This is a genomic window from Streptomyces aurantiaciflavus (genome assembly GCF_049808595.1).
Lineage (GTDB): Bacteria > Actinomycetota > Actinomycetes > Streptomycetales > Streptomycetaceae > Streptomyces.
Genome location: NZ_JBNCAQ010000064.1, coordinates 1 through 23,848 on the forward strand (window position 1 = coordinate 1; position 23,848 = coordinate 23,848).

The following is a 23,848-nucleotide window of genomic DNA, read 5'->3' on the forward strand; positions in this document are numbered from 1 at the left end:
GCCGAATAATCAACGTTCCACCCATGAGCAACCAGCACCGGACGTTCGCCGATGTACTGGCCTCTGGACAGCCTTGCGGCTGCCTAGAAGTGCTCCTTAGAAAGGAGGTGATCCAGCCGCACCTTCCGGTACGGCTACCTTGTTACGACTTCGTCCCAATCGCCAGTCCCACCTTCGACAGCTCCCTCCCACAAGGGGTTGGGCCACCGGCTTCGGGTGTTACCGACTTTCGTGACGTGACGGGCGGTGTGTACAAGGCCCGGGAACGTATTCACCGCAGCAATGCTGATCTGCGATTACTAGCAACTCCGACTTCATGGGGTCGAGTTGCAGACCCCAATCCGAACTGAGACCGGCTTTTTGAGATTCGCTCCACCTCACGGTATCGCAGCTCTTTGTACCGGCCATTGTAGCACGTGTGCAGCCCAAGACATAAGGGGCATGATGACTTGACGTCGTCCCCACCTTCCTCCGAGTTGACCCCGGCGGTCTCCTGTGAGTCCCCATCACCCCGAAGGGCATGCTGGCAACACAGAACAAGGGTTGCGCTCGTTGCGGGACTTAACCCAACATCTCACGACACGAGCTGACGACAGCCATGCACCACCTGTACACCGACCACAAGGGGGACCCTGTCTCCAGGGTTTTCCGGTGTATGTCAAGCCTTGGTAAGGTTCTTCGCGTTGCGTCGAATTAAGCCACATGCTCCGCTGCTTGTGCGGGCCCCCGTCAATTCCTTTGAGTTTTAGCCTTGCGGCCGTACTCCCCAGGCGGGGAACTTAATGCGTTAGCTGCGGCACCGACGACGTGGAATGTCGCCAACACCTAGTTCCCACCGTTTACGGCGTGGACTACCAGGGTATCTAATCCTGTTCGCTCCCCACGCTTTCGCTCCTCAGCGTCAGTAATGGCCCAGAGATCCGCCTTCGCCACCGGTGTTCCTCCTGATATCTGCGCATTTCACCGCTACACCAGGAATTCCGATCTCCCCTACCACACTCTAGCTAGCCCGTATCGAATGCAGACCCGGGGTTAAGCCCCGGGCTTTCACACCCGACGTGACAAGCCGCCTACGAGCTCTTTACGCCCAATAATTCCGGACAACGCTTGCGCCCTACGTATTACCGCGGCTGCTGGCACGTAGTTAGCCGGCGCTTCTTCTGCAGGTACCGTCACTTTCGCTTCTTCCCTGCTGAAAGAGGTTTACAACCCGAAGGCCGTCATCCCTCACGCGGCGTCGCTGCATCAGGCTTTCGCCCATTGTGCAATATTCCCCACTGCTGCCTCCCGTAGGAGTCTGGGCCGTGTCTCAGTCCCAGTGTGGCCGGTCGCCCTCTCAGGCCGGCTACCCGTCGTCGCCTTGGTGAGCCGTTACCTCACCAACAAGCTGATAGGCCGCGGGCTCATCCTTCACCGCCGGAGCTTTCAACCCTCACAGATGCCCGCGAGAGTGGTATCCGGTATTAGACCCCGTTTCCAGGGCTTGTCCCAGAGTGAAGGGCAGATTGCCCACGTGTTACTCACCCGTTCGCCACTAATCCACCCCGAAGGGCTTCATCGTTCGACTTGCATGTGTTAAGCACGCCGCCAGCGTTCGTCCTGAGCCAGGATCAAACTCTCCGTGAATGTTTACCGGTAATCCGGTGCACACACACGAGAGCGGAACGAGAGGAGGAATAATCCTCTCGCTCACAGCGTCCTCGCTGTGTTTTTTCAAAGGAACCTCATCCTCGGCTATCACTGCCGGGGACGGGGTATCAACATATCTGGCGTTGATTTTTGGCACGCTGTTGAGTTCTCAAGGAACGGACGCTTCCTTTGTACTCACCCGAGAGACTCTCTCAGGCTTTCCTCCGGGCGCTTCCCTTCGGTCTTGCGTTTCCGACTCTATCAGACCTTTTCGGTGTCCGATTCCCTGTCGGCGGGTTTGTCTGCTGGCTTCCGGCTTTCGCCTGTCGGCCTTTCGACATTCACTACGTTAGCCGATTCCCTCGGCAACTCATAATCGAGTTCCTGCGAGTCGAATTCGGGCATGCGGACACGCCGAATTCAGTCCCGCTGAGGGATGTTGTAGGTAGTGGGTTGGCCGCTTCCGGCTGCTGGCGAATGCCGTACCCGGTTCAAGCGGCTCGGGCTACGTTACGCCTCCGTCAAGGGTGAGTCAACTTCGGCGGCGCCTGGGGACATGGGCCCGATAAGGGCTCACCGTAGGGTCGTCGGCCACCCAGTAGCGCCAGGGGTGGACGTCGCCGTTCCCACCCTCGCCGGCGACGCCGGTGCGTGGACCGTTGCGTACCTGGTCGGAGGGCACGGGGGTGCCGGTCAGCATCCTCAGGGGGGTCTCGCCGGAGGCGCAGGCGTCGGTGCCGTCGAGGGCCCGGTCCACGTCCAGGGCTGTCGCCAGGCGGGCGGGGCCTTTGGCCAGTTCGTTGTCGTGGCGGGCCGAGAGTCGACGTTGGCGGGCCAGCTCGGCGCCCTCGACCACCTCGCCGGCACGCAGCAGGACCGCGCTCGCGCGGCCGTCGGGGCCGCAGACGAGGTTCATGCAGTGCCACATGCCATAGGTGAAGTAGACGTAGACGTGGCCGGGCGAGCCGAACATCACGGCGTTGCGGGCCGTGCGGCCGCGATAGGCGTGGGAGCCGGGATCGTTCGGGCCGTCGTAGGCCTCGACCTCTGTGAGGCGGAGGGTGATCGGACCGTCCGGGGTGGTGCGGACGAGGAGGCGGCCGAGGAGGTCGGGGGCCACTTCCAGGACAGGGCGGTCGAAGAAGGACCGGGGAAGGGGCGTACGGTCGGGGGTCGCGATCATGCCCTCCGAGCGTAGTGGAGACGAGTGGGTGCGTCGGGGTGGTCGGCGGGCGCTCGGCTTGCCAGGGTGTGAGGGCGGAACCGGCCACGGTCGGATCGCGTTTGTAGGGATCAAGGATCCCGTCGTACAGGTCGTAGAGGGAGAGTCATGGCGTTCAAGAAGCTGCTCGCGAGTCTCGGGGCCGGTGGGGCTTCGGTCGAGACGGTGCTGACGGAGGTCAACGTCGTCCCGGGCGGCGTCGTCCAGGGTGAGGTCCGGATCCAGGGCGGGACCGTCAACCAGCAGATCGAGGGGCTGTCGGTCGGGCTGCAGGCCAAGGTCGAGGTCGAGAGCGGCGACCAGGAGTACAAGCAGGACATCGAGTTCATCAAGCAGCGTCTCGGCGGGGCCTTCGAGCTGCAGGCGAACGCGGTGCACGCGGTGCCGTTCGGTCTTGAGATCCCGTGGGAGACGCCGGTCACGATGATCGACGGTCAGGCGCTGCGCGGGATGCACATCGGTGTGACCACCGAGCTGGAGATCGCGCGCGCCGTGGACTCCGGCGACCTGGACCCGGTCAACGTGCACCCGCTGCCGGCGCAGAAGGCGATCCTGGACGCCTTCATCCAACTGGGCTTCCGGTTCAAGAACGCGGACCTGGAGCGGGGTCACATCCGCGGTACGCGGCAGAAGCTGCCCTTCTACCAGGAGATCGAGTTCTTCCCGCCGGCGCAGTACCGGGGGCTGAACCAGGTGGAGCTGAGCTTCGTGGCCGACGCGCAGGCCATGGATGTCGTACTGGAGATGGACAAGAAGCCGGGGCTGTTCAGCGAGGGCAGTGACACCTTCCGGTCGTTCCAGGTGGGGCTGAACGACTACCAGGGGACCGACTGGGCGGCGTACCTCAACCAGTGGCTGTCCGAGGTCGGCAGCAAGCGCAACTGGTTCTGAGACGTGTGCCGGCAGGGCCCGGAACGCCGTGGGGTGTTCCGGGTCCCTGTGTGTCTGGAGGCTACGTACGGGCGTGGCCCTGTGTGGTGACCTTCGCTTGTCGCCCGTAGGTGAAGGAGCCTGCCGGTCGTGAAGGATCTCTGAGTGGGTACGCGCGCAACCGTGAGTGACGCCGTGTTGGTCGTAGGCTCGCGGGTGGATCGTTTTCCGACTGTTCAGGAGGTATCGAGGTGACCGAGCTGAAGAGGCGGCCACTCCCCCACGACTTCCATCCGCCGGTGCCGTCGTTCACGGTCACGAGTGAGGACGTGCAGGAGGGTGCGACGCTCAAGGACGCGCAGGTGCAGGCGGCGGGAAACACCTCGCCGCACCTGCGGTGGGAGGGGTTTCCGCCGGAGACCAAGAGCTTCGCCGTGACCTGCTACGACCCGGACGCGCCGACGGGCAGCGGGTTCTGGCACTGGGTGCTGTTCGACATTCCGGCCTCGGTGACCGAGCTGCCGGCGGGTGCGGGCGGCGGCAAGTTCGAAGGGCTTCCGGAGGGTGCCGTTCACGCCCGCAACGACTACGGGACGAGGGACTTCGGCGGGGCGGCGCCGCCGCCGGGGGACGGGCCGCACCGGTACGTCTTCACGGTGTACGCGGTGGACCAGGAGAAGCTCGGTCCGGATGCGGACGCCTCGCCTGCCGTCGTCGGGTTCAACCTGCGGTTCCACGCGATCGCGCGGGCGCAGCTGATCGGTGAGTACGAGAACCCCGCGCAGAGTTGAGGCGGCGGGCTGAGTAAGCTCATCGTTCATACAACGTTTGCCCGTCCCTGGTCTTGGAAGTGATCAGGGGCGGGCATTTTTGTTGCCGGGGGTCGCGGGGGTCACCCCCCGTGGGAGCAGCAGATATTGCGTTGTCCATCTCGGCGTGCCCGGCCAGAGTTGATCCCAGCCCGCCAGGGGGTGGGCCGGTGCACACGGGAGGTGGGCTGGTATGCGGGACACGCTGGTGCTGAACGCGAGCTTCGAGCCGCTGTCGACGGTGACGTTGAACCGAGCCGTCGTTCTGGTGCTTCAGGACAAGGCTGTCGTCGAGCAGGCCCACCCCGAACTGCGGATGCGTGGATCCGCGGTCGACATACCGGCGCCCCGGGTGATCAGGCTGTGCAGGTACGTACGGGTGCCCTTCCGAAGACAAGCTCCGTGGTCGAGGCGGGGTGTGCTGGTCAGGGACCGGCACCGGTGCGCTTACTGCGGGCGCCGGGCGACCACGGTGGACCACGTGGTGCCACGGGCTCAGGGTGGTCAGGACTCCTGGCTCAACACGGTCGCCTCGTGCGCGGAGGACAACCACCGTAAGGCGGACCGGACTCCGGAGCAGGCCGGGATGCCGTTGCTGCGGCAGCCGTTCGAGCCGACTCCGCAGGACGCGATGCTGCTGGCGTTGGGGCAGGAGGACCTGGCCGCGCTGCCGGAGTGGTTGGCTGTGGACGCGGCATAGCACTGCGCGAGCGGGCCGGTCGTCGTCCGCGGGTTGTTCGTGGCTGGTCGCGCCCACGCGGCGGAGCCGCATATCGGTACAGCCCCGCGCCCCGAAAGGGGCGCGGGGCTGTACCGCGTTCTCAAGTGCCCTCAGTCGATCTGGGGCTTCTCTCGGCGTTCCGTACCGTTGGTGTTGCCGTTGCCTCCGCCGTTCGAACCGCCGCCCAGGGGGCCGAAGTTGCCCATGGCGCCGGAGAGACCCTTGAGGGCGTCGCCGATTTCGCTGGGGACGATCCAGAGCTTGTTGGCGTCGCCCTCGGCGATCTTCGGGAGCATCTGGAGGTACTGGTAGGAGAGGAGCTTCTGGTCCGGGTCGCCGGCGTGGATGGCCTCGAAGACCGTGCGGACGGCCTGGGCCTCGCCCTCGGCGCGCAGGGCGGCGGCCTTGGCCTCACCCTCGGCCTTGAGGATGGCGGACTGCTTCTCGCCCTCGGCGGTGAGGATGGCGGCTTGGCGCGTACCTTCGGCGGTGAGGATCGCGGCGCGCTTGTCACGGTCGGCGCGCATCTGCTTCTCCATCGAGTCCTGGATGGAGGTGGGCGGTTCGATGGCCTTGAGCTCCACGCGGTTGACGCGGATGCCCCACTTGCCGGTGGCCTCGTCGAGGACGCCGCGCAGCGCCGCGTTGATCTCCTCGCGGGAGGTCAGGGTCCGCTCCAGGTCCATGCCACCGATGATGTTGCGGAGCGTGGTGACGGTGAGCTGCTCGATCGCCTGGATGTAGCTGGCGACTTCGTACGTGGCCGCCCTCGCGTCGGTCACCTGGTAGTAGATGACCGTGTCGATGTTGACCACCAGGTTGTCCTGGGTGATCACCGGCTGGGGCGGGAACGGCACGACCTGTTCACGCAGGTCGATGCGGTTGCGGATGGTGTCGATGAAGGGGACGACGATGTTGAGGCCCGCGTTGAGCGTCCGCGTGTAGCGGCCGAAGCGCTCGACGATGGCGGCGCTCGCCTGTGGGATGACCTGGATCGTCTTGATCAGGGCGATGAAAACCAACACCACCAGAATGATCAAGACGATGATGACCGGTTCCATCGCGCTCCCCGTACCCTTCTCCGCCTCGGCGCTTTCGGAAGATCTTATGGGCTGCTGAAGATCTTGGCTGGTCGAGTCTGACAGACCGTCGTGTGGCTCGTGGTGCGTTCGGTTCACTTACGTCGTGCGGGAGTTGTGCAAGGTCAGATGACGATCGCTGTGGCTCCCTCGATCTCCACGACGTCGACTTCCTGGCCGACGTCGTAGGTCCGGTCGGTGTCGAGGGCGCGGGCCGACCAGACCTCGCCGGCGAGCTTGATGCGCCCGCCGGTGCCGTCGACGCGCTCCAGTACGACGGCCTGTTTGCCCTTCAACGCGTCGACGCCGGTGACGAGTTGGGGTCGCTGCGCGCTGTGCCGGGCCGCGATGGGCCGCACGACGGCGATGAGGGCGACCGAGACGGCGACGAAGATGAGCACTTGAGCGACGGTGCCGAGGCCGAGGCCCGCGGCGACCGCGGCCGCGACGGCGCCGACCGCGAGCATGCCGAACTCGGGCATCGCGGTCACCACGAGCGGGATTCCGAGCGCTGCCGCGCCGACGAGCCACCACACCCACGCGTCGATGTCGTTCACGCGTTCATGGTAGGACCGCGGGTCATGCCGCCGACAGGGCGCGAAAGGGGGCGGTCGGGAACAGCGGTCAGGACATCGGCAGGCCCTGGGCGGTCCAGCGGTCGCCGACCTGCTCCACGACGAGGGGGAGGCCGAAGCAGCGGGAGAGGTTGCGGGAGGTGAGTTCGAGCTCGACCGGGCCCGCGGCGAGGACCTTGCCCTGACGGATCATGAGGACGTGGGTGAAGCCGGGGGCGATCTCCTCGACGTGGTGCGTGACCATGATCATCGAGGGGGCGATGGGGTCGCGGGCGAGGCGGCCGAGTCGGCGTACGAGGTCCTCGCGGCCGCCGAGGTCGAGGCCGGCGGCGGGCTCGTCGAGGAGGAGGAGCTCGGGGTCGGTCATCAGGGCGCGGGCGATGAGGGTGCGCTTGCGTTCGCCCTCGGAGAGGGTGCCGAACTTCCGGTCCACGTACTCGCTCATGCCGAGGCGGTCGAGGAAGGCGCGGGCGCGCTGCTCGTCGACGTCCTCGTACTCCTCCTGCCAGCCGGCCGTCATGCCGTACGCGGCGGTCAGGACGGTCTGCAGGACGGTCTGGCGCTTGGGGAGCTTGTCGGCCATGGCGATGCCGGCCATGCCGATGCGGGGGCGCAGGTCGAAGACGTCGACCTTGCCGAGGGTGTCGCCGAGGATGGTGGCGGTGCCCTTGCTGGGGAAGAGATAGCTGGACGCGACGTTCAGCAGGGTCGTCTTGCCGGCTCCGTTGGGGCCGAGGATGACCCAGCGCTCGCCCTCCTTGACCGACCAGGAGACCTGGTCCACCAGAGCCCGGCCCTCGCGGACCACGGATACGTCCTGAAGCTCCAGAACATCGCTCATGAGCGCGTTGTCTCCCCTTGCAGTGTGGCCGGACTCGGTCGTCGCGTACGCCTGTGGCTCGGACCGCCGCGCGTGGGTGGGCGCGGCCCTCCAGGAAAATCTACGCCACCGGTCGGGTGGGCAGTTCCATCGGTCCGGTCCTTAGGGTGGGGGCATGCTCTCGGAACCGCGCTCTGGTCGCCTTGCCGCTTGGGGAAATGCCCTGTTGGCCGGATTTGTCTCTCCGGACGACGCCGTGCTCGCCATCGTCGGCGAGGACGCCGTGCACCGGGTGGAGGGGCTGCCCGGGGAGGTGGCGCCCGTCGGGCTCACGCTCGCGCTGGGGCGGCTGCGGGCGTTGGGGGTGAAGGGGCTGCGGGTGGCGCTGCCCGCGCCCGGGCATCCGCTGGGGTTGAGCGGGCCGCCGGAGTTCAACGCGCGGGCGTTGGAGGCCGAGGAGGCCGTGGTCTGTCACGGTGCGGCGTTCGGGCTGGTGCCGGAGGTGTACGAGGCCGGGCCCTCCGGTGATGTGCACGTCGAGGTGGTGTGGCACTGCCTCCCTGTGCGGGAGGCGCCGCCCGCCGACGTGCCCTCGCTGGGCGAGGCGGAGCGGGAGTTGGCGGAGGCTCTGCGGGAGGCCACGGCGGTGTTGTCGCGGTTGGACGTGGCGGCGTCCGGGCCGGTGGCCGAGGCGGCGATCGACGCGTACCGGGCTCGGGCCGAACGGGAGCGGGAGGTGTTGGCGCCGGGGTATCCGCCGCGGGCGGTGCGGGTGCTGGAGTTGGCTCAGCGCGTGGGGTTGCTGATCTCTCTCGCCTACGAGAACGGGCATGGGGGTGCGGTGAGCGCGGCGGAGATGGGGGCTCGCGGGGAGGCGTTGCGGCCGGTGGAGCGGACGGCTCGGCGGGCGCAGGTCGCGGCGTACAACGCGTATGTGGAGGAGCTGGAGCGGGGGGCGAGGTGAGGGTGGGGTGTACGCAGGCCCACGGCTCGACCGCACGCGTGGCCGCTGCTTGGCGGGGGATGCCCGGAACTTGGCGGCGTCGCGTGCTCGCGGCTCGGGGTTGTCGGGCGTTCGGTGGCACGCACCCGGCGGTGGCGCAAGAGCCGTCAGCGGCCGAAGGCGGTCCGCCACAGGTTGCCCGCGCTGCCGCGTGGGCTTGGCGGGGCGCGCCCGTGGCTGCTGCTTGGCCGGGGGGGACGACCAGCGCTGCGCGGCGCACACACCCGCAGCCTGACCGCACGCCCGCGCGATCGGGGGCGAGTGTGCTGCCCGGTGAAAGGGGACCGGCCTCCCCCGGGGTAAGGCCGGGGGAGGCCGGGAGGCAGGGTGGGGCCAGGAGGGGCCTCAGTGGTTGAGGCCCTGGTTGCCGAAGGCCGGGTTCAGCGCGCCGATGACGTTCACGCTGTTGCCGACGGCGTTGACCGGGATGTGCACCGGGGCCTGGACGAGGTTGCCCGAGCCGACGCCCGGCGAGCCCTTGGCCACGCCGTCGGCCGACGCGCCGCAGGTGGCGGAGGCCATGCCGGCGCCCGCGGCCACCAGACCGCCGGCCACCATGGTCACGGCCACTGCCTTCTTCAGGTTCTTCACTTTCTGAGCCCTCCTAGCGATCGCTGCGGCAGTCGCCGCAGCACGCACTGAAGAACGCGGGCGGTCGGCGGAGGATGCGCCATCCGGGGGACATTCCCACGACGGTATGAATCTCGGACTGGAAGGGACTCCTCCGCATGAGCGCTCGGGATGCCCTCGGTTGTGCGCGGGAGCGCGTGTCAGCCGGTCACCCCGTGGCGTACGGCCCACAGGGCGGCCTGGGTGCGGTCGGCGAGGTCGAGCTTCATCAGGATGTTCGAGACGTGGGTCTTGACGGTCTTCTCGGACAGGACCAGGGCTCGGGCGATCTCCCGGTTGGAGCGGCCGTCCGCTATCAGGCCGAGGACCTCCCGCTCGCGTTCCGTCAGCGAACTTCCTCTGCCCTGACCGGAGTTGGCCTCCTCCTGGGAGAGGAGGGCGCCCGCGACCTCCTGCTGGAGCAGGATGTGACCGGCGTGGACCGAGCGGATGGCGCCGGCCAGGGCGTCGGGGTCGACGTCCTTGTAGACGTACCCGGCGGCGCCCGCGCGCAGGGCCGGGACGACCGTGCGCTGTTCGGTGAAGCTGGTGACGATCAGCACGCGTGCGGGGTTGTCGAGTTCGCGGAGTCTGCGGAGCGCCTCGACGCCGTCCATGCCGGGCATCTTGACGTCCATCAGGACGACGTCGGGCTTCAACTCCTCGGCGCGGGCGACCCCTTCGGCGCCGTCGGAGGCCTCGCCGACGACCTCGATGTCGTCCTGCACCTCCAGGAAGGTGCGCAGTCCCCGGCGGACGACCTGGTGGTCGTCGACGAGCAGCACCTTGATTGCGTCAGCCACCGGGGGCCTCCATCTCGATCGTGGTGCCCTTGCCGGGCGCCGATTCCACCGTCAGGCTGCCGCCGACGCCGCTCGCCCGGTCCCGCATGGAGACGAGACCCAGGTGGCGGCCGGCCCTGCGGACCGTCTTGGGGTCGAAGCCGCTGCCGTCGTCCGTGACCCGCAGGACCGTGCCGGGGCCGCGCTTGTGGAGGGTGACGTCGACGTGTTCCGCGCCGGAGTGGCGCAGGGCGTTGTGCAGGGCCTCCTGGGCGACGCGCAGCAGGGCCTCCTCCTGGGCCGCGGGCAGGGCGCGCACCCCGTGGCTGGTGAAGGTCACGCGCGCGGTGTGGGCACGGTCGAGGACCTGTATCTGGGTGCGCAGCGTGGCGACGAGGCCGTCCTCGTCGAGGGCGGCGGGGCGCAGCTCCACGACGGCGGCGCGCAGTTCGTCGACGGCCTCCGCGGCGAGCGCGGCGACCTGATGCAGTTCGCCCTTGGCGCGGGAGGGGTCGCGGTCGACGAGGGCGGCGGCGGCCTGGGCGGTCAGGCGCAGGGAGAACAGCTTCTGGCTGACCGCGTCGTGCAGTTCGTGGGCCAGGCGGGAGCGTTCCTCGGCGATGGTCAGTTCGCGACTGCGCTCGTACAGGCGGGCGTTGGTGAGGGCGATCGCGGCGTGCTGGGCGAGGATGGAGAGGAGCTCCTCGTCCTCCTGTGTGAAGCCGCAGCTTCCTTCCGGCTCGGGGCTCGGGCAGTGGGGGGCGTGTCCTTCCGGAGAACGCACCTTGTTGGCGAGGAAGAGCGCGCCGATCACCTCGTCGCCGTCGCGGATGGGCAGGCCCAGGAAGTCGGACATCTCCGGGTGGGCGGACGGCCAGCCCTCGAAGCGCGGGTCCTTGCGCACGTCGGCGAGGCGCTCTGGCGTGGCCTCGTGGAGCATCGCGGCCAGGATGCCGTGCTGGCGGGGCAGGGGGCCGATGGCCTTCCACTGCTCCTCGCTGACGCCGTCGACGACGAACTGGGCGAAGCCTCCGTGGTCGTCCGGGACGCCGAGCGCGGCGTACTGCGCGTCGAGCAGCTCGCGGGCCGAGGCGACGATCGTCTTCAGGACGTCGCGCACCTCGAGGTGCCTGCTCATGGCCAGCAACGCGGAACTCACCGCGGCGAGGCCGGACCGGGGGCCTTGACTCATGCCCTCACGGTACCGGCGGGGTGTGACAGCGGGGATCGGACCGGTGGCGGCCGCGGGGTGGGGCGGGAGACCTAGGGCGCAGGTCCCCGGAGCTGGGGCGTAGGGCGAAGGGCCCCGGTGAGGCCCGCCCCGCGTCCGAGGCGGTGGGGAGGAGCGCGTTCCTAGGTTGAGGTCACCGCCGAGTGGAGGCGGGTCGGACGAGGGGACGGGTTGTCATGCCGGTAGCGATCATCACGGGGGCTTCGAAGGGGCTGGGGCGGGCGCTGGCCGAGGCGCTGGCCGCGCGGGGTTGGGATCTGGTGCTCGACGCCAGGTCGGCGGAGGTGCTGAAGGAGACGGCGGCCGCGGTCGCGGCGCACGGGACCCGGGTCGAGGCGGTCGTGGGGGACGTCACGGATCCCGGGCACCGGTCCGCCCTGCTGGCGGCCGCCTGGCAGCTCGGCGGCTGCGAGCTGCTGGTGAACAACGCGAGCGCGCTGGGCGCCGAGCCACTGGTCCGGCTGGAGGAACTGGAGCTGGACGGACTGCGGCGGGCGCTGGAGGTGAACGTCGTGGCCGCCCTGGGCCTGGTCCAGGGGGCGCTGCCGCTGTTGCGGGGGGCGCGGGCGGGCACGGTCATCATGGTCAGCTCGGACGCGGCGGCCGAGGCGTACGAGACGTGGGGCGGCTACGGCGCCTCGAAGGCGGCCCTCGACCAGCTCGCGGCGGTGCTCGGCGCGGAGGAGCCGGGGCTGCGGGTGTGGGCGGTGGACCCCGGGGACATGGCGACGGACCTGTACGCGGCGGCCGTACCGGACGATGACGGTCCGCGGCCGGAGCCGGGCAGTGTCGTACCGGCCTTTCTGCGGTTGCTGGACGAGCGGCCGGCGAGTGGCCGGTACGCGGCGCCGGCTCTGCTGGAGGGAGCGCGATGACGCCGGCGACAGGGCTTCCCCGGCTCGAGCGCGGTCGGGAGCGGTGGAAGGTGCCGGAGGAGCTGTCGGCTCGGGTGCCGGCCGAGCAGCGCGGTCCCGGGCGCGACCGGGACGACGTGCGGCTGCTGGTGTCGCGTGGGACCGCGGTGACGCATCACGTGTTCCGGGAGTTGCCGGAGCTGCTGCGGGCGGGGGACCTGCTGGTGGTGAACACCTCCCCCACGCTGGCGGCCGCCGTGGACGGGCGGATCGGGCACACGCGTGTGGTGGTGCACTTCTCCACGCGCGGGGACGACGGGCGGTGGGCGGTCGAGCTGCGGGATCCGGACGGGCGGGGCACCACGCGCGCGCGTGCGGGAGGGCCGGCGGGTACGGAGGTGCGGTCGGCCGGGGGTGTGCGGCTGGTCCTGGAGGAGGCGCTGCACGGGGGCAGTGGGCGGCTGTGGTGGGCGCGGGTGTCCGGTGGGACGGTGCCGGCGCTGCTGCGGGAGCACGGTCGGCCCATTCGTTACTCCTACACGGAGCGGGACCAGCCCTTGTCCGTGTACCAGACGGTGTTCGCGCTGCCTTCGGCGGACGGGGCGGGCAGCGCGGAGATGCCGAGTGCGGCGCGGCCCTTCACGGCGCGGCTGGTGGCGGAGCTGGTGAGCCGGGGGGTGCGGTTCGCGCCGGTCACGCTGCACGCCGGGGTGGCCTCGGCGGAGGCGCACGAGCCGCCGTATCCGGAACGGTTCGCGGTGCCGGAGGCTTCGGCCCGGCTGATCAATGCCGTCAGGGAGGAGGGCAGCCGGGTGATCGCGGTGGGGACGACGGCTGTGCGGGCGGTGGAGTCGGCGGCCGGGGCGGACGGGGTCGTCCGCGCGCGTGAGGGGTGGGCCGATCTCGTCGTGACGCCCGCGCGCGGGGTGCGGGTGGTGGACGGGCTGCTGACCGGGCTGCACGAGCCGGAGGCCTCGCATCTGCTGATGCTGGAGGCCGTGGCGGGGCGGGCGGCGATCGACCGGGGTTACGACGAGGCGCTGCGCGGGCGCCACCTGTGGCACGAGTTCGGGGACGTGCACCTCCTCCTCCCGGAGGAGAGCCCTCACACAGAGCATTGCTCAAGCAACTCCTGGTGAGAATCGCCGGAGGCCCATGTGAGCCCGCACATAGGGCGCACATCACGTACGAAGGCCAATAGGAGACAAAAGGTTCCGTCGCGAACGGGGCAGACGTTGTGGTCTGTCCCGTTTTGCCCTTCCCTGATCCACTACCCAGGGTCGTACGTCACACCTTTGCCTGGCGTTTTTGCGGCCGCTAAGAATTGCTGCCGTCGCTCAGCGCCGTGGATTCCTTCCGCGGCGTTCGTGCCGAAAGCACCCGTGTCCGCCGGACAAACAGAGCGACCTCCGCGCTACACGAAGAGGTCCTTCACCATGCCCAAGAACACTCACAAGATCGCGATCGCCGGTGTCGCCACCTTCGGCGCTGCCGCCCTCGCCTTCTCCGTGGTGCCGGCCAACGCGCAGACGACCACGACGGAAGCCGTCGTCTCGTCTCCGGTGGCCTTCCGCTCCGAGCCGGTGAAGGACGTCAAGGCCAGCGTGACCGACCAGCTGGCCGGCGCCAGCGTGAAGATCGAGGCCATCCAGGCGAAGAAGCAGGCCGCCACCGCCGCCGCCGCGGCCAAGCAGAAGGCAGCCGCCGCCGCTGTCGCCGCCGCCGCGAAGCAGAAGGCCGCCGCCGCTGTCGCGGCCAAGCAGGCCGCCGCCCGCAAGGCCGCCGCCGAGCACAAGGCCCAGGAGGCCGTGAGCCGGGCCGTGCAGCGCGCCGCGATCAAGACGGCCGCCGCCAAGAGCTACCCCGACAACCTCGACGGCTGGATCCGTGAGTCGCTGGACATCATGAAGAAGCACGGCATCCCGGGCACCTACGACGGCATCCACCGCAACGTCATGCGGGAGTCCTCGGGCAACCCGCAAGCCATCAACGACTGGGACATCAACGCCATCAACGGCATCCCGTCGAAGGGCCTGCTGCAGGTCATCCCGCCGACCTTCAAGGCCTACCACGTCCCCGGCACGTCCTGGAACATCTACGACCCGGTCGCCAACATCACCGCAGCCTGCAACTACGCGGCCGACCGGTACGGCTCTATGGACAACGTCAACAGCGCGTACTGAGCGACCTGACGAGTCCGCGCACGCCGAAGGGCGGCACCCCTGCGCGGGGTGCCGCCCTTCGTTCGGTCTCTCCACCCGTGTGCGTGGGGACTGCGGACCTACTTCCGCATGACCTCGGGTTCGTGGCGGCGCAGGAAGCGGGCCACGAAGAAGCCGCAGATCACGCCGAGGACGATCAGAGCGGCCATGTCCATGCCCCAGGCACCGACGGTGTGCTCCCACAGCGGGTCGTTGTCGCCGCCGTCCTTGGGCGGGCTGATCTTGTTGAAGTCCAGCGTGGCGCCGGCCGCGCCGACGGCCCAGCGCGAGGGCATCAGGTACGAGAACTCGTTGACGCCGATCGAGCCGTTCAGGGCGAACAGGCAGCCGGTGAAGACCACCTGGATGATCGCGAACATGACCAGCAGCGGCATGGTCTTCTCGGCCGTCTTCACCAACGAGGAGATGATCAGGCCGAACATCATCGAGGTGAAGCCGAGCGCCATGATCGGCAGGCACAGTTCCACCAGCGTGTTGCCGATGACCACGCCCTCCTCCGGGATCTCCCGGCTGGAGAAGCCGATGACGCCGACCAGCAGGCCCTGCAGCGCGGTGACGAGACCGAGCACGAACACCTTGGACATCAGGTACGCCGAGCGCGACAGGCCGGTGGCGCGCTCACGCTCGTAGATGACCCGTTCCTTGATCAACTCACGGACGGAGTTCGCCGCGCCCGCGAAGCAGGCGCCGACCGCGAGGATCAGCAGGACGGTGGTGGCCGTGCCGTTGGGGATGATCCGGCCGCTCTTCGGGTTGACCGGGTTGGGCAGCAGGCTGTTGCCGGAGTCGATGAGCAGGCTCACCGAGCCGAGGACGACCGGCAGGATCAGCGACAGGGCGAGGAAGCCCTTGTCCGAGGCGATCACCGACACATAGCGGCGCACCAGCGTGACGAACTGCGACATCCAGCCCTGTGGCTTCGGCGGCTTCATCGCCTGCATCGGCGGCATCTGTACGGACTGCGGAGCGATGGCGTCGATGTCCGCGGCGTACATCTGGTAGTGCTGCGAGCCCTTCCAGCGGCCCGCCCAGTCGTAGTCGCGGTAGTTCTCGAAGGCGGAGAAGACGTCAGCCCAACTGTCGTAGCCGAAGAAGTTCAGTGCCTCCTCAGGCGGGCCGAAGTACGCCACGGCGCCGCCCGGCGCCATCACCAGCAGCTTGTCGCACAGGGCGAGTTCGGCGACGGAGTGGGTGACGACGAGGACGGTACGGCCGTCGTCGGCGAGGCCGCGCAGCAGCTGCATCACGTCGCGGTCCATGCCCGGGTCGAGGCCGGAGGTCGGCTCGTCCAGGAAGATCAGGGACGGCTTGGTGAGCAGCTCCAGGGCCACGGAGACCCGCTTGCGCTGGCCGCCGGAGAGGGAGGTGACCTTCTTCTCCTTGTGGATGTCCAGCTTCAGTTCGCGCAGCACCTCGTCGATGCGGGCCTCGCGCTCCTGCGCCGTCGTGTCGGCCGGGAAGCGGAGCTTGGCCGCGTACTTCAGAGCCTTCTTGACGGTCAGCTCCTTGTGCAGGATGTCGTCCTGCGGGACCAGACCGATGCGCTGGCGCAGCTCGGCGAACTGCTTGTACAGGTTCCGGTTGTCGTAGAGGACGTCGCCCTGGTTGGCGGGACGGTAGCCCGTCAGCGCCTTGAGCAGCGTCGACTTGCCGGAGCCGGACGGTCCGATGACCGCGATCAGCGACTTCTCCGGGACGCCGAAGGAGACGTCCTTGAGGATCTGCTTGCCGCCGTCGACGGTGACGGTCAGGTGGCGGGCGGAGAAGGAGACCTCACCGGTGTCGACGAACTCCTCGAGGCGGTCGCCGACGATGCGGAACGTCGAGTGACCGACGCCGACGATGTCGGCCGGGCCTAGCAGTTGCGAGCCGCCCTTGGCGATCGGCTGGCCGTTGACGTACGTGCCGTTGTGCGAGCCGAGGTCGCGGATCTCCATGCGGCCGTCGGGCGTCGAGTGGAACTCGGCGTGATGGCGCGAGACCTGCAGGTCGGAGACGACCAGGTCGTTCTCCAGGGCACGGCCGATGCGCATGATGCGGCCGATGGTGAACTGGTGGAACGTGGTCGGGCTGCGGTCGCCGTAGACCGGCGGCGCCCCCGCGCCGACGCCGGGGCCCTGCTGGTGCGGGACCTTCGCCACGGGCGGCTGCTGCGGCTGCTGCCAGTCGGCCTGCGGGGTCGCCGCTGCCTGCGGCTGCGGCGCCTGCTGGGCCCAGCCCGGGTTCGCGGCCTGCGCGGCGTACGGCTGCTGTTGCGGCTGGGCGACGGCGGCTCCGGCCGCCGCTGCGGCCCCGGCCACGGCCGAGGAGAGGTTCAGGCGCGGTCCGTCGGTCGCGTTGCCGAGGTGCACCGCCGAACCGGGGCCGATCTCCACGTGGTTGATCCGCCGGCCCTGCGCGAACGTGCCGTTGGTGCTGCCATGGTCCTCCAGGACCCAACCGCGGCCGTTGAAACTGACCGTGGCGTGACGCCAGGAGACCCTGGCGTCGTCGAGGACGATGTCCCCCTGCGGATCGCGTCCCAAGGTGTAGGTCCTGGACGGATCGAGAGTCCAGGTGCGTCCGTTCAATTCCAGTACGAGTTCCGGCACTCCATGCCCCACTGAGTAGTCCCCCGAGTTACCCCCATCACAGGGAGTCTAGGGATGTCGAACATCGTCGGGAACTATTTCAGGCGCGGCCCTCTGACCGAAAGTCGGGCCTTGTGAAGACCGGGTACCGGCTCATCGGCCGTTTCCGTTGACGGGGTTGAAACCGGGCCGGAGAGTGGTAAACGCACGCGAGGGGGACGGAAGCGGCGATCTTCGTCGCTCCGCGCCGCGGATCGGGGGGTCTGCATGAGTGCCGGCACGGGTGTCGAGGGCGTCGGAAGCGCAGAGCGCGGCGGGGGTGTCCCGTGGGTGGACGTGCTGTTGTCCGCGATCGCCGCGGTGAGCTGGGCGTTGATCGGGATGGCGGCGACCGCGGCGCTGGGTCTGCATCTGCTGGAAGCCGACGCGGCGGGCTCGTTGGGGCCGATGACGGCGGCCGTCGTGGCGCTCGGGGCGGGTGGTTCGGTGACGCCGTCGGGCGACGTGTCCGCCTTCGGTCTCACGGGCGCGCAGGCGGACACGGCCATCGAGATCACGCCACTGGGTGTGGGGCTCGTCGGGGCGCTGCTGCTGTCGTGGTTCTTCCTGCGGTCCTTGCGGACGGCGGGAGTTGTCATCGCGCCCGCCGAACTCCTCGCGCGCGCGGGCGCGGTGGTCGTGCTGTTCGTGGCGACGCTGGGCGGGCTGGCCTGGGCGGGGCACGACGTCATCACGATCGACGGAGGGTCACTGGGGCTGGGCGATCTGACCGGCGGCGGTGGGGGCGGCGGGGGCGGTGTCGAGATTCCCGGGCTGGGTGACCTCGGGGACGTCGGCGGGCTGCTGCCGGACCGGATCGGGGACCTGGTGGACGCGCGGGCGGCGGTGGGCTTCACCGTGGACACGGCCCCGACGCTGCTCGGTGGGCTGGGGTGGTCGGCGGGGGTGCTGTTGATCGCCCTGCTGGCCTCTCGCCGTACGCCGCTTCCGCGCGGGTGGGAGGCCGTGCACCGGGTGGTACGGCCCGCCGTGTCCGCCGTCGTCACCGTGCTGCTGGTGGCCGTCGCGGCCGGGTTCGCGGCGGCGGCGTACGCGGCGGTCGGCGACGAGCACCCCCGGCGGATCGCGGGCGCCGCGCTGCTCGGCGCGCCGAACGGGGTCTGGCTCGGCGTGGACCTGGGCCTGTTCGTGCCGTGGGACGGCAGGGCGACCGGCGCGCTGACGAGTCTGCTGCCCGATCCGCTGGACGACTTGCTGGGCGTCGGGAGCGAGCAGTCGGTGACGCTGGGACGCCTGGCCGAACTCGACGACCGGGTATGGCTGTTGGGGGTCGCGACGGCCGTGATGATGCTGCTCGCGGGAGTGTTGGCGGGCGTACGGACGCCTGCCGACGGTACGGGCGTCGGAAGCGGCGCGGATCCCGGGGGTGTACGAGGTGCAGGCGTCCCCGGTTTCGTCGGGCGGTGTGCGCTGCGGCTGGGGATCGTGACCGCGCTGACGCTGCCGCTGCTCGCCTGGCTGACGGACGTCTCCGTGGACGCCTCCCTGTCCGTGCTCGGCTTCGACGCCTTCGGTGCCGGCGTCGCACTGCACGGTCGCCTCGGCATGGCACTGCTCCTGGGCGCCCTGTGGGGCGCGGGCGCGGGCGCCGCGGGCGCGCTGCTCGCGTGCGCGACCGGAACGGCGGGCGGACGGGCGGCGCCGTTGGCACGGGGTGAGAGCGGGCCGGCGTCGGGTGGTGGGGCCGCCGGTGGTGGGCGGTCCGGGGGCGATCGGCGTGGAGTGGAGCGGGGTGCGGGTGCCGGGGTCGGACATCCGCCGTACGGGGGTGAAGGGCACGGCAGGGAGGGGGCAGCAGGCGGTGGTGCTGCGTACTCGCCGTACAGGGACGACGGGCGCACGACGGCGGGGTCGTCGGGTGCGGACGCCCCGCATCCTCCGTACGGAGGTGACGGGCGTACGGAGGAGCGGCCTTCCGTCGAGGCGCCCGAGCGTTCGTCGCACGGGGGCGACCCGGCCGGGCCGTATGCCCCGCGCACCCCGTACCGGCCGCCCGACCCGGCGACCAATCCGTATCTGCGGGTGCCGGAGGAACTGAGGGAACCGGAGGACGCGCGGCCGCAGGACGCGGGCCGGGGGCGCGAGGCCTGGCCTCCGGCCGGCGGACGGGGGGAGGCGGCGACCGGCGGTGCGAGCGCCGGACGGGCCGGGCCGCGGGCCGGCTCCCGGCCGGGCGGAAGCGGACCCGTCGCGCCCGGGGCCGACGCCCGATCCGGCGGAGGCCAACCTGCGCCGCCCCCGGCCGGCTCACCGTCCGGCACGGGGCGAGCCACCACGCCCCCGGCCGGCCCTCGACCACCCGAGCCCTGGCCCCCCGGTGCCGGGCAGCCCCCGGACGTGCCGCCGTCGCGGGACGGCCTGTACGACGCCCCCACCATGGTCAGCCCCATGGGGCCGCCTCCCCGGTCGCCGAGGCGTCCGTCCGAGCCCCCGCGTTCCGGGGAGCGGCCGGCGCAGCCCGCGGACGACGGGCCACCGCCACCCCCTCCCCCACCTCCGGCCGCACGTCCGCCGAAGAAGCCGAAGGGGCCACGCTGAGGCGCCGGCCATTCCTTTGGAGGTACGCGGGCGCGGCAACCACTGCGGCCGCGCTCCAGCGCGCGTCGGCCCCTGGTGCCGGGCCCCGACGCGTGCGTCGACCGCCGTCGCCCATCCCGAGGTGCCGCAGCCGCCGAGGCCGCGCTTCGAGGCCACGCCCGCGCCGTGGCCCCTGCACGGACGCCCCACCTCCGAGGCCGCACCCAAGGCAAAGCGCCACCCCCACCGTGGCCTGTGCCGCATGGCTTGCCCCGCCGCCGATGCCATACCCCCCGAAGACGCACCCCGGCCGCCGTGGTCGTGGCCCGAGGCGCAGGTCCCGCGCGTGGTCCGTGCTGCACGGCGCGTCCCGCCGCCAAGGCCGTGCCCACGGCAAGACACGCCCGCGGCCGCCCGAGGCCATACCCCGCACGCCCCCGGCGCGCCCCCGGCCGCCGAGGCCGTACCCGAGGCTCCCGCCGGACGCGCCCTCCGGGCCGCCGTGGCGCTCCGTTCAGGTGCTCGCCACTCGTACGACATCCACTGTTCCGTGTCCGCTAGGCGGACCTCGGCGGCGGGCGGCACGGGGTGCCGGATACGGTGGACACACCATGAGCGCTGAGCAGACCTCGCCGACCGATGTCCCCACTCTCCTTGTCAAGATCTTCGGCAAGGACAGGCCCGGCATCACGGCCGGCCTCTTCGACACCCTCGCCGCCTACTCCGTCGACGTGGTCGACATCGAGCAGGTCGTCACCCGTGGCCGCATGGTGCTGTGCGCCCTCGTGACCGAGCCGCCGCGTGGGACGGAGGGGGACCTGCGGTCGACCGTGCACAGTTGGGCGGAGTCGATGAAGATGCAGGCGGAGATCATCTCCGGCATCGGTGACAACCGTCCGCGTGGCCTCGGCCGCTCTCTGGTCACCGTGCTCGGGCACCCGCTGACCGCGGAGGCCACGGCCGCCGTCGCCGCCAAGATCACCAAGGTGGGCGGCAACATCGACCGTATCTTCCGGCTGGCCAAGTACCCCGTCACCGCCGTGGAGTTCGCGGTCTCCGGCGTGGAGACGGAGCCGCTGCGCACCGCCCTGGTCACGGACGCGGCCGCGCTGGGGGTGGACGTGGCGGTCGTGGCGGCGGGTCTGCACCGGCGGGCCCAGCGGCTCGTCGTCATGGACGTCGACTCCACGCTCATCCAGGACGAGGTGATCGAGCTCTTCGCCGCGCACGCCGGCTGTGAGGACGAGGTCGCCGAGGTGACGGCTGCGGCGATGCGGGGTGAGCTGGACTTCGAGCAGTCGCTGCACGCGCGCGTGGCGTTGCTGGAGGGGCTGGACGCCTCGGTCGTGGACAAGGTGCGCACGGAGGTGCGGCTGACGCCGGGTGCGCGCACCCTCATCCGGACCCTGAAGCGCCTCGGCTACCAGGTGGGGGTCGTCTCCGGCGGCTTCACCCAGGTCACCGACGATCTGAAGGAGCGGCTCGGGCTGGACTTCGCCCAGGCCAACACGCTGGAGATCGTCGACGGGAAGCTGACGGGCCGGGTCACCGGGGAGATCGTGGACCGCGCGGGCAAGGCGCGGCTGCTGCGCCGGTTCGCCGCGGAGGCGGGCGTGCCGCTGTCGCAGACGGTGGCGATCGGTGATGGCGCCAACGACCTGGACATGCTCAACGCGGCGGGTCTCGGGGTCGCCTTCAACGCCAAACCGGTCGTGCGCGAGGCGGCGCACACCGCGGTGAACGTGCCGTTCCTGGACACGGTCCTGTATCTGCTGGGCGTCACCCGCGAAGAGGTCGAGGCGGCGGACACGCACGACGAGTAGGAGCCGCCCGGCGTCCCGGTGGGAGCCGCCCGACGTCGACGGCAGGGCCCGGCACCATGAGGGTGCCGGGCCCTTGTGCGCTCGGGAGCCGTACGCCTGCCGGAGGGTTACTCGGACGGTGTCCAGTAGTCGAGCAGCGTGGCCACGCCCGGCTCCAGGGACTTCCAGGAGCCTTCGAAGGAGACGACGGCGAAGGCGGCGGCCGGGAAACCGCGGCGGTTCATCCGCTCGCGGGCGTCGCCCTCGGCCGCGCCGGAGAGGATGTCGGCGAGGCCCTGGATGCCCGGGTTGTGGCCGACGAGGAGAAGGTTGCGCACGTCGTCGGAGGTTTCGTTGAGCAGGGCGATCAGCTCGCCCGGGGAGGCCTCGTAGATCCGCTCCTCGTAGACGGTTTTCGGCCGCTGCGGGAACTCCTGGACCGCGAGCTTCCACGTCTCCCGGGTGCGGGTGGCCGTGGAGCACAGGGCCAGATCGATGGGGATGCCGGTGTCGGTCAGCTTGCGTCCGGCGACGGCGGCGTCCTGGCGGCCCCGCTCAGCGAGTGGTCGCTCGTGGTCGGTCACCTGGGGCCAGTCGGCTTTCGCATGCCGGAAGAGGACGATCCTGCGGGGTTCTGCGACGCTCATGGCTCCCAGCTTCGCATGAAACAGGCCATGGGGCGCAGGGAGTTGACATGCGCCTTCACCGGCCCACCGGGGTGTGAAGGGTGTGCCCGGGGCGTGATCAACACACCTAGCGCGCCAGGAGGTCCCGCACGCGCTCGACGAGGTGTGTGATCGCGGGGTCGCCGCCGGCCGCGTGGGCGTCGGCCGGGTTCAGTATCAGCGTGAGCAGGGCGACGAAGGCGAGGGTGGGAAGGGCGAGGGCCCACCAGGGCAACCGGGTGCCGACGCGGCCCGGGGCGACCGGGTGGAGCCGGGTGTGCGTAGGGGCCGACATGGGTGCCTCCGCTGCTCTTCGAGTCGTCCGTGGTCCGCGTCGCGCGGCCACAACTCGAAGGTACGGATCCGGCGGCCCTCGCCCCATCCGGTGATCCACCCACTTGACCCTGACCCTCACCCCCTAGGGGACAGGGGGGTTAACCCCACCATCGCCGACGGCGAGGCACTGGCCGGGCCCGGCGGGAGGCGGGCCGAACGGAACGTGACGGGACGTTACGGGACGTGACGGGGCCGTCAGGGCGAGGCGATCGTCGCGATGACGGCGATGATCACGAAGATGAGGAGGAACGAGCCGAAGACGAGCAGCATCTTCTTCTGGCCGTTCTGGGGGTTCGGGTCGAGCACGGGCATGCGCCCAGTCTCGCACCCGGGGCGCGGGGCGGTCCCCCCGGGGTCAGCGGGCGGACCGGGGTGAGGGTCGCCTCGGGCCAGCGGGGCGCTTCGGGCCAGCGGGCCGCCGGGAGTCGGCGGGCCGAACCCGGGTGAGCGACCACCCCGAGCCAGCGGGCCGCCCCGGTGAGCGGGCCGCCCCGGCGAGCGGGCGCTTCGGGCCGGCCGGCCACTCGGGAGCCAGCGGGCGCGCGGGGTCGGCGGGCCGCCCCGGTGAGCGACCACCCCGAGCCAGCAGCCCGCACCGGCGAGCGGACGCCTCGGGCCAGCGGGCCACCCGGGAGTCAGCGGGCCGAACCCGGGTGAGCGACCACCCGCGCCAGCAGCTCGCACCGACGAGCGGGCGCTTCGAGCCAGCGGGCGCGCGGGGTCAGCCGGCGCGCGGGGTCAGCGGGTCGCCTCGTCCTCCACCGTGCGGTCGCGGCCGGCCAGGACGCCCACGGCCATCTGCGGGACCATCAGGGCCGCCATCAGCGCGAGGGGCAGTCCCCAGCCGCCGCTGTGCTGGTAGAGCACGCCGACCAGGAGCGGGCCCGGGATCGAGATGAGGTAGCCGGTGCTCTGCGCGAAGGCCGACAGCTGCGCCACACCCGCGCCGGTCCTGGCCCGCATCCCGACCATCGTGAGGGCGAGCGGGAAGGCGCAGTTGGCGATGCCGATCAGCAGTGCCCAGGCCCAGGCTCCGCCGGCGGGCGCGACGTAGAGGCCGGCGTATCCGGCGAGGCCGCAGACGCCGAGAGCGAGCACGATCGGGCCCTGGTGCGGCAGCCGGGTCGCCACGCGCGGGATGACGAAGGCCAGGGGCACGCCCATCACCATCGTCACGGCGAGGAGCAGGCCCGCGGTGCTCGCGGGCACGCCCGCGTCCCGGAAGATCTGCGGCATCCAGCCCATCGTGATGTAGGCGGCGGTGGCCTGGAGCCCGAAGAAGACGGCGAGCGCCCAGGCGGTACGGCTCCGGGTCATCCGCATCCCGGCCGGTGTCCCCACGCGCGCGGTGTCCTGCGGCGCGGGCGCCGTCGCCCGCTCCCGTACCAGCGGCAGCCACGGCAGTACGGCCGCTGCCGCCAGGCCCGCCCAGACCACGAGCCCGGACTGCCAGCCGCCCCCCAGCGCCGCGG

General features: G+C 70.5%; 20 protein-coding genes, 1 rRNA gene and 1 pseudogene. 9 read left to right on the plus strand and 13 right to left on the minus strand.

Annotation, left to right across the window (positions count from 1 at the left end):
- Positions 1–100: 100 nt before the first annotated feature.
- Both ACPT94_RS41310 and ACPT94_RS41315 read right to left on the minus strand, forming a co-directional pair.
- Positions 101–1,626 (minus strand): 16S ribosomal RNA (locus tag ACPT94_RS41310).
- A 535-nt stretch (positions 1,627–2,161) separates the two neighbouring features.
- Complete coding sequence (locus ACPT94_RS41315) at positions 2,162–2,812, minus strand: DNA-3-methyladenine glycosylase (protein ID WP_360339840.1); 651 nt, start codon at positions 2,810–2,812, stop codon at positions 2,162–2,164.
- 147 nt (positions 2,813–2,959) lie between these two features.
- Between ACPT94_RS41315 and ACPT94_RS41320 the strand changes: the two genes are divergently transcribed.
- From ACPT94_RS41320 to ACPT94_RS41330, 3 genes are all read left to right on the plus strand, one after another.
- Positions 2,960–3,742: a sporulation protein gene (locus tag ACPT94_RS41320; protein ID WP_360339843.1), complete on the plus strand. Its 783-nt coding sequence runs from the start codon at positions 2,960–2,962 to the stop codon at positions 3,740–3,742.
- Between the two features lie 230 nt (positions 3,743–3,972).
- Positions 3,973–4,512: a YbhB/YbcL family Raf kinase inhibitor-like protein gene (locus tag ACPT94_RS41325; RefSeq protein ID WP_360339846.1), complete on the plus strand. Its 540-nt coding sequence runs from the start codon at positions 3,973–3,975 to the stop codon at positions 4,510–4,512.
- Positions 4,513–4,723: 211 nt separating this feature from the next.
- Positions 4,724–5,230, plus strand: coding sequence for an HNH endonuclease (locus tag ACPT94_RS41330; RefSeq protein ID WP_360339849.1), 507 nt, complete (start codon positions 4,724–4,726; stop codon positions 5,228–5,230).
- Positions 5,231–5,361: 131 nt separating this feature from the next.
- Here the strand turns inward: ACPT94_RS41330 and ACPT94_RS41335 are convergent, their stop codons facing one another.
- The 3 genes and pseudogenes from ACPT94_RS41335 to ACPT94_RS41345 form a co-directional block, all read right to left on the minus strand.
- Complete coding sequence (locus tag ACPT94_RS41335) at positions 5,362–6,312, minus strand: SPFH domain-containing protein (RefSeq protein WP_360339856.1); 951 nt, start codon at positions 6,310–6,312, stop codon at positions 5,362–5,364.
- 143 nt (positions 6,313–6,455) lie between these two features.
- Positions 6,456–6,887 (minus strand): NfeD family protein, encoded by a 432-nt coding sequence (locus tag ACPT94_RS41340; RefSeq protein ID WP_360339859.1) that lies wholly within the window; start codon positions 6,885–6,887, stop codon positions 6,456–6,458.
- A 334-nt stretch (positions 6,888–7,221) separates the two neighbouring features.
- Positions 7,222–7,746: pseudogene (locus ACPT94_RS41345) on the minus strand (ABC transporter ATP-binding protein); the annotation flags it as partial.
- A 154-nt stretch (positions 7,747–7,900) separates the two neighbouring features.
- On the opposite strand from ACPT94_RS41345, the gene ACPT94_RS41350 reads away from it, so the two are divergent.
- Entirely contained in the window at positions 7,901–8,689 is a 789-nt protein-coding gene (locus ACPT94_RS41350) for a hypothetical protein (protein ID WP_425248095.1), read from the plus strand.
- A gap of 384 nt (positions 8,690–9,073) precedes the next feature.
- Here ACPT94_RS41350 and ACPT94_RS41355 read toward each other — a convergent pair whose 3' ends face one another.
- From ACPT94_RS41355 to ACPT94_RS41365, 3 genes are all read right to left on the minus strand, one after another.
- Positions 9,074–9,319 (minus strand): chaplin, encoded by a 246-nt coding sequence (locus ACPT94_RS41355; RefSeq protein ID WP_425248096.1) that lies wholly within the window; start codon positions 9,317–9,319, stop codon positions 9,074–9,076.
- A gap of 179 nt (positions 9,320–9,498) precedes the next feature.
- Positions 9,499–10,140 carry a response regulator gene (locus tag ACPT94_RS41360; protein WP_360339871.1) on the minus strand — a complete coding sequence of 214 codons (642 nt, stop codon included), beginning with the start codon at positions 10,138–10,140 and terminating at the stop codon, positions 9,499–9,501.
- Positions 10,133–11,311 (minus strand): GAF domain-containing sensor histidine kinase, encoded by a 1,179-nt coding sequence (locus tag ACPT94_RS41365; RefSeq protein ID WP_360339874.1) that lies wholly within the window; start codon positions 11,309–11,311, stop codon positions 10,133–10,135. Before ACPT94_RS41365 ends, ACPT94_RS41360 begins: the two co-directional genes overlap by 8 nt.
- Before the next feature lie 215 nt (positions 11,312–11,526).
- On the opposite strand from ACPT94_RS41365, the gene ACPT94_RS41370 reads away from it, so the two are divergent.
- From ACPT94_RS41370 to ACPT94_RS41380, 3 genes are all read left to right on the plus strand, one after another.
- Positions 11,527–12,225 carry an SDR family NAD(P)-dependent oxidoreductase gene (locus ACPT94_RS41370; protein ID WP_425248097.1) on the plus strand — a complete coding sequence of 233 codons (699 nt, stop codon included), beginning with the start codon at positions 11,527–11,529 and terminating at the stop codon, positions 12,223–12,225.
- Positions 12,222–13,343, plus strand: coding sequence for an S-adenosylmethionine:tRNA ribosyltransferase-isomerase (locus ACPT94_RS41375; protein ID WP_360339880.1), 1,122 nt, complete (start codon positions 12,222–12,224; stop codon positions 13,341–13,343). Before ACPT94_RS41370 ends, ACPT94_RS41375 begins: the two co-directional genes overlap by 4 nt.
- Before the next feature lie 297 nt (positions 13,344–13,640).
- Positions 13,641–14,387 carry a transglycosylase SLT domain-containing protein gene (locus tag ACPT94_RS41380; protein WP_360339883.1) on the plus strand — a complete coding sequence of 249 codons (747 nt, stop codon included), beginning with the start codon at positions 13,641–13,643 and terminating at the stop codon, positions 14,385–14,387.
- A 98-nt stretch (positions 14,388–14,485) separates the two neighbouring features.
- On the opposite strand, the gene ACPT94_RS41385 is transcribed toward ACPT94_RS41380, so the two are convergent.
- Complete coding sequence (locus ACPT94_RS41385) at positions 14,486–17,017, minus strand: ABC transporter ATP-binding protein/permease (RefSeq protein ID WP_425248098.1); 2,532 nt, start codon at positions 17,015–17,017, stop codon at positions 14,486–14,488.
- Positions 17,018–17,263: 246 nt separating this feature from the next.
- On the opposite strand from ACPT94_RS41385, the gene ACPT94_RS41390 reads away from it, so the two are divergent.
- A complete protein-coding gene (locus ACPT94_RS41390; protein WP_425248099.1) occupies positions 17,264–19,594 on the plus strand; it encodes a streptophobe family protein in 2,331 nt (776 codons plus the stop codon).
- A 590-nt stretch (positions 19,595–20,184) separates the two neighbouring features.
- Complete coding sequence (gene serB / locus ACPT94_RS41395) at positions 20,185–21,396, plus strand: phosphoserine phosphatase SerB (RefSeq protein ID WP_360339892.1); 1,212 nt, start codon at positions 20,185–20,187, stop codon at positions 21,394–21,396.
- Between the two features lie 107 nt (positions 21,397–21,503).
- Here serB and ACPT94_RS41400 read toward each other — a convergent pair whose 3' ends face one another.
- The 4 genes from ACPT94_RS41400 to ACPT94_RS41415 all read right to left on the minus strand — a co-directional run.
- Positions 21,504–22,022 carry a SixA phosphatase family protein gene (locus ACPT94_RS41400; protein ID WP_360339895.1) on the minus strand — a complete coding sequence of 173 codons (519 nt, stop codon included), beginning with the start codon at positions 22,020–22,022 and terminating at the stop codon, positions 21,504–21,506.
- 106 nt (positions 22,023–22,128) lie between these two features.
- Positions 22,129–22,335, minus strand: a complete 207-nt coding sequence (locus ACPT94_RS41405; protein ID WP_189943878.1) for a hypothetical protein — start codon at positions 22,333–22,335, stop codon at positions 22,129–22,131.
- Positions 22,336–22,571: 236 nt separating this feature from the next.
- The gene (locus tag ACPT94_RS41410) at positions 22,572–22,688 is read right to left on the minus strand and encodes an SGM_5486 family transporter-associated protein (protein WP_360339899.1); all 117 of its coding nucleotides are present in this window, start codon (positions 22,686–22,688) and stop codon (positions 22,572–22,574) included.
- A 426-nt stretch (positions 22,689–23,114) separates the two neighbouring features.
- A partial coding sequence (locus ACPT94_RS41415) for an MFS transporter (protein WP_425248100.1) occupies positions 23,115–23,848 on the minus strand: 734 nt, incomplete at its 5' end.

Coding starts and splice junctions, on each gene's coding strand:
- ACPT94_RS41315 (WP_360339840.1), bottom strand. CDS start 2,812: ATGATCGCGACCCCCGACCGTACGCCCCTTCCCCGGTCCTTCTTCGAC.
- ACPT94_RS41320 (WP_360339843.1), top strand. CDS start 2,960: ATGGCGTTCAAGAAGCTGCTCGCGAGTCTCGGGGCCGGTGGGGCTTCG.
- ACPT94_RS41330 (WP_360339849.1), top strand. CDS start 4,724: ATGCGGGACACGCTGGTGCTGAACGCGAGCTTCGAGCCGCTGTCGACG.
- ACPT94_RS41335 (WP_360339856.1), bottom strand. CDS start 6,312: ATGGAACCGGTCATCATCGTCTTGATCATTCTGGTGGTGTTGGTTTTC.
- ACPT94_RS41350 (WP_425248095.1), top strand. CDS start 7,901: ATGCTCTCGGAACCGCGCTCTGGTCGCCTTGCCGCTTGGGGAAATGCC.
- ACPT94_RS41365 (WP_360339874.1), bottom strand. CDS start 11,311: ATGAGTCAAGGCCCCCGGTCCGGCCTCGCCGCGGTGAGTTCCGCGTTG.
- ACPT94_RS41370 (WP_425248097.1), top strand. CDS start 11,527: ATGCCGGTAGCGATCATCACGGGGGCTTCGAAGGGGCTGGGGCGGGCG.
- ACPT94_RS41375 (WP_360339880.1), top strand. CDS start 12,222: ATGACGCCGGCGACAGGGCTTCCCCGGCTCGAGCGCGGTCGGGAGCGG.
- ACPT94_RS41380 (WP_360339883.1), top strand. CDS start 13,641: ATGCCCAAGAACACTCACAAGATCGCGATCGCCGGTGTCGCCACCTTC.
- ACPT94_RS41390 (WP_425248099.1), top strand. CDS start 17,264: ATGAGTGCCGGCACGGGTGTCGAGGGCGTCGGAAGCGCAGAGCGCGGC.
- serB (WP_360339892.1), top strand. CDS start 20,185: ATGAGCGCTGAGCAGACCTCGCCGACCGATGTCCCCACTCTCCTTGTC.
- ACPT94_RS41400 (WP_360339895.1), bottom strand. CDS start 22,022: ATGAGCGTCGCAGAACCCCGCAGGATCGTCCTCTTCCGGCATGCGAAA.
- ACPT94_RS41405 (WP_189943878.1), bottom strand. CDS start 22,335: ATGTCGGCCCCTACGCACACCCGGCTCCACCCGGTCGCCCCGGGCCGC.
- ACPT94_RS41410 (WP_360339899.1), bottom strand. CDS start 22,688: ATGCCCGTGCTCGACCCGAACCCCCAGAACGGCCAGAAGAAGATGCTG.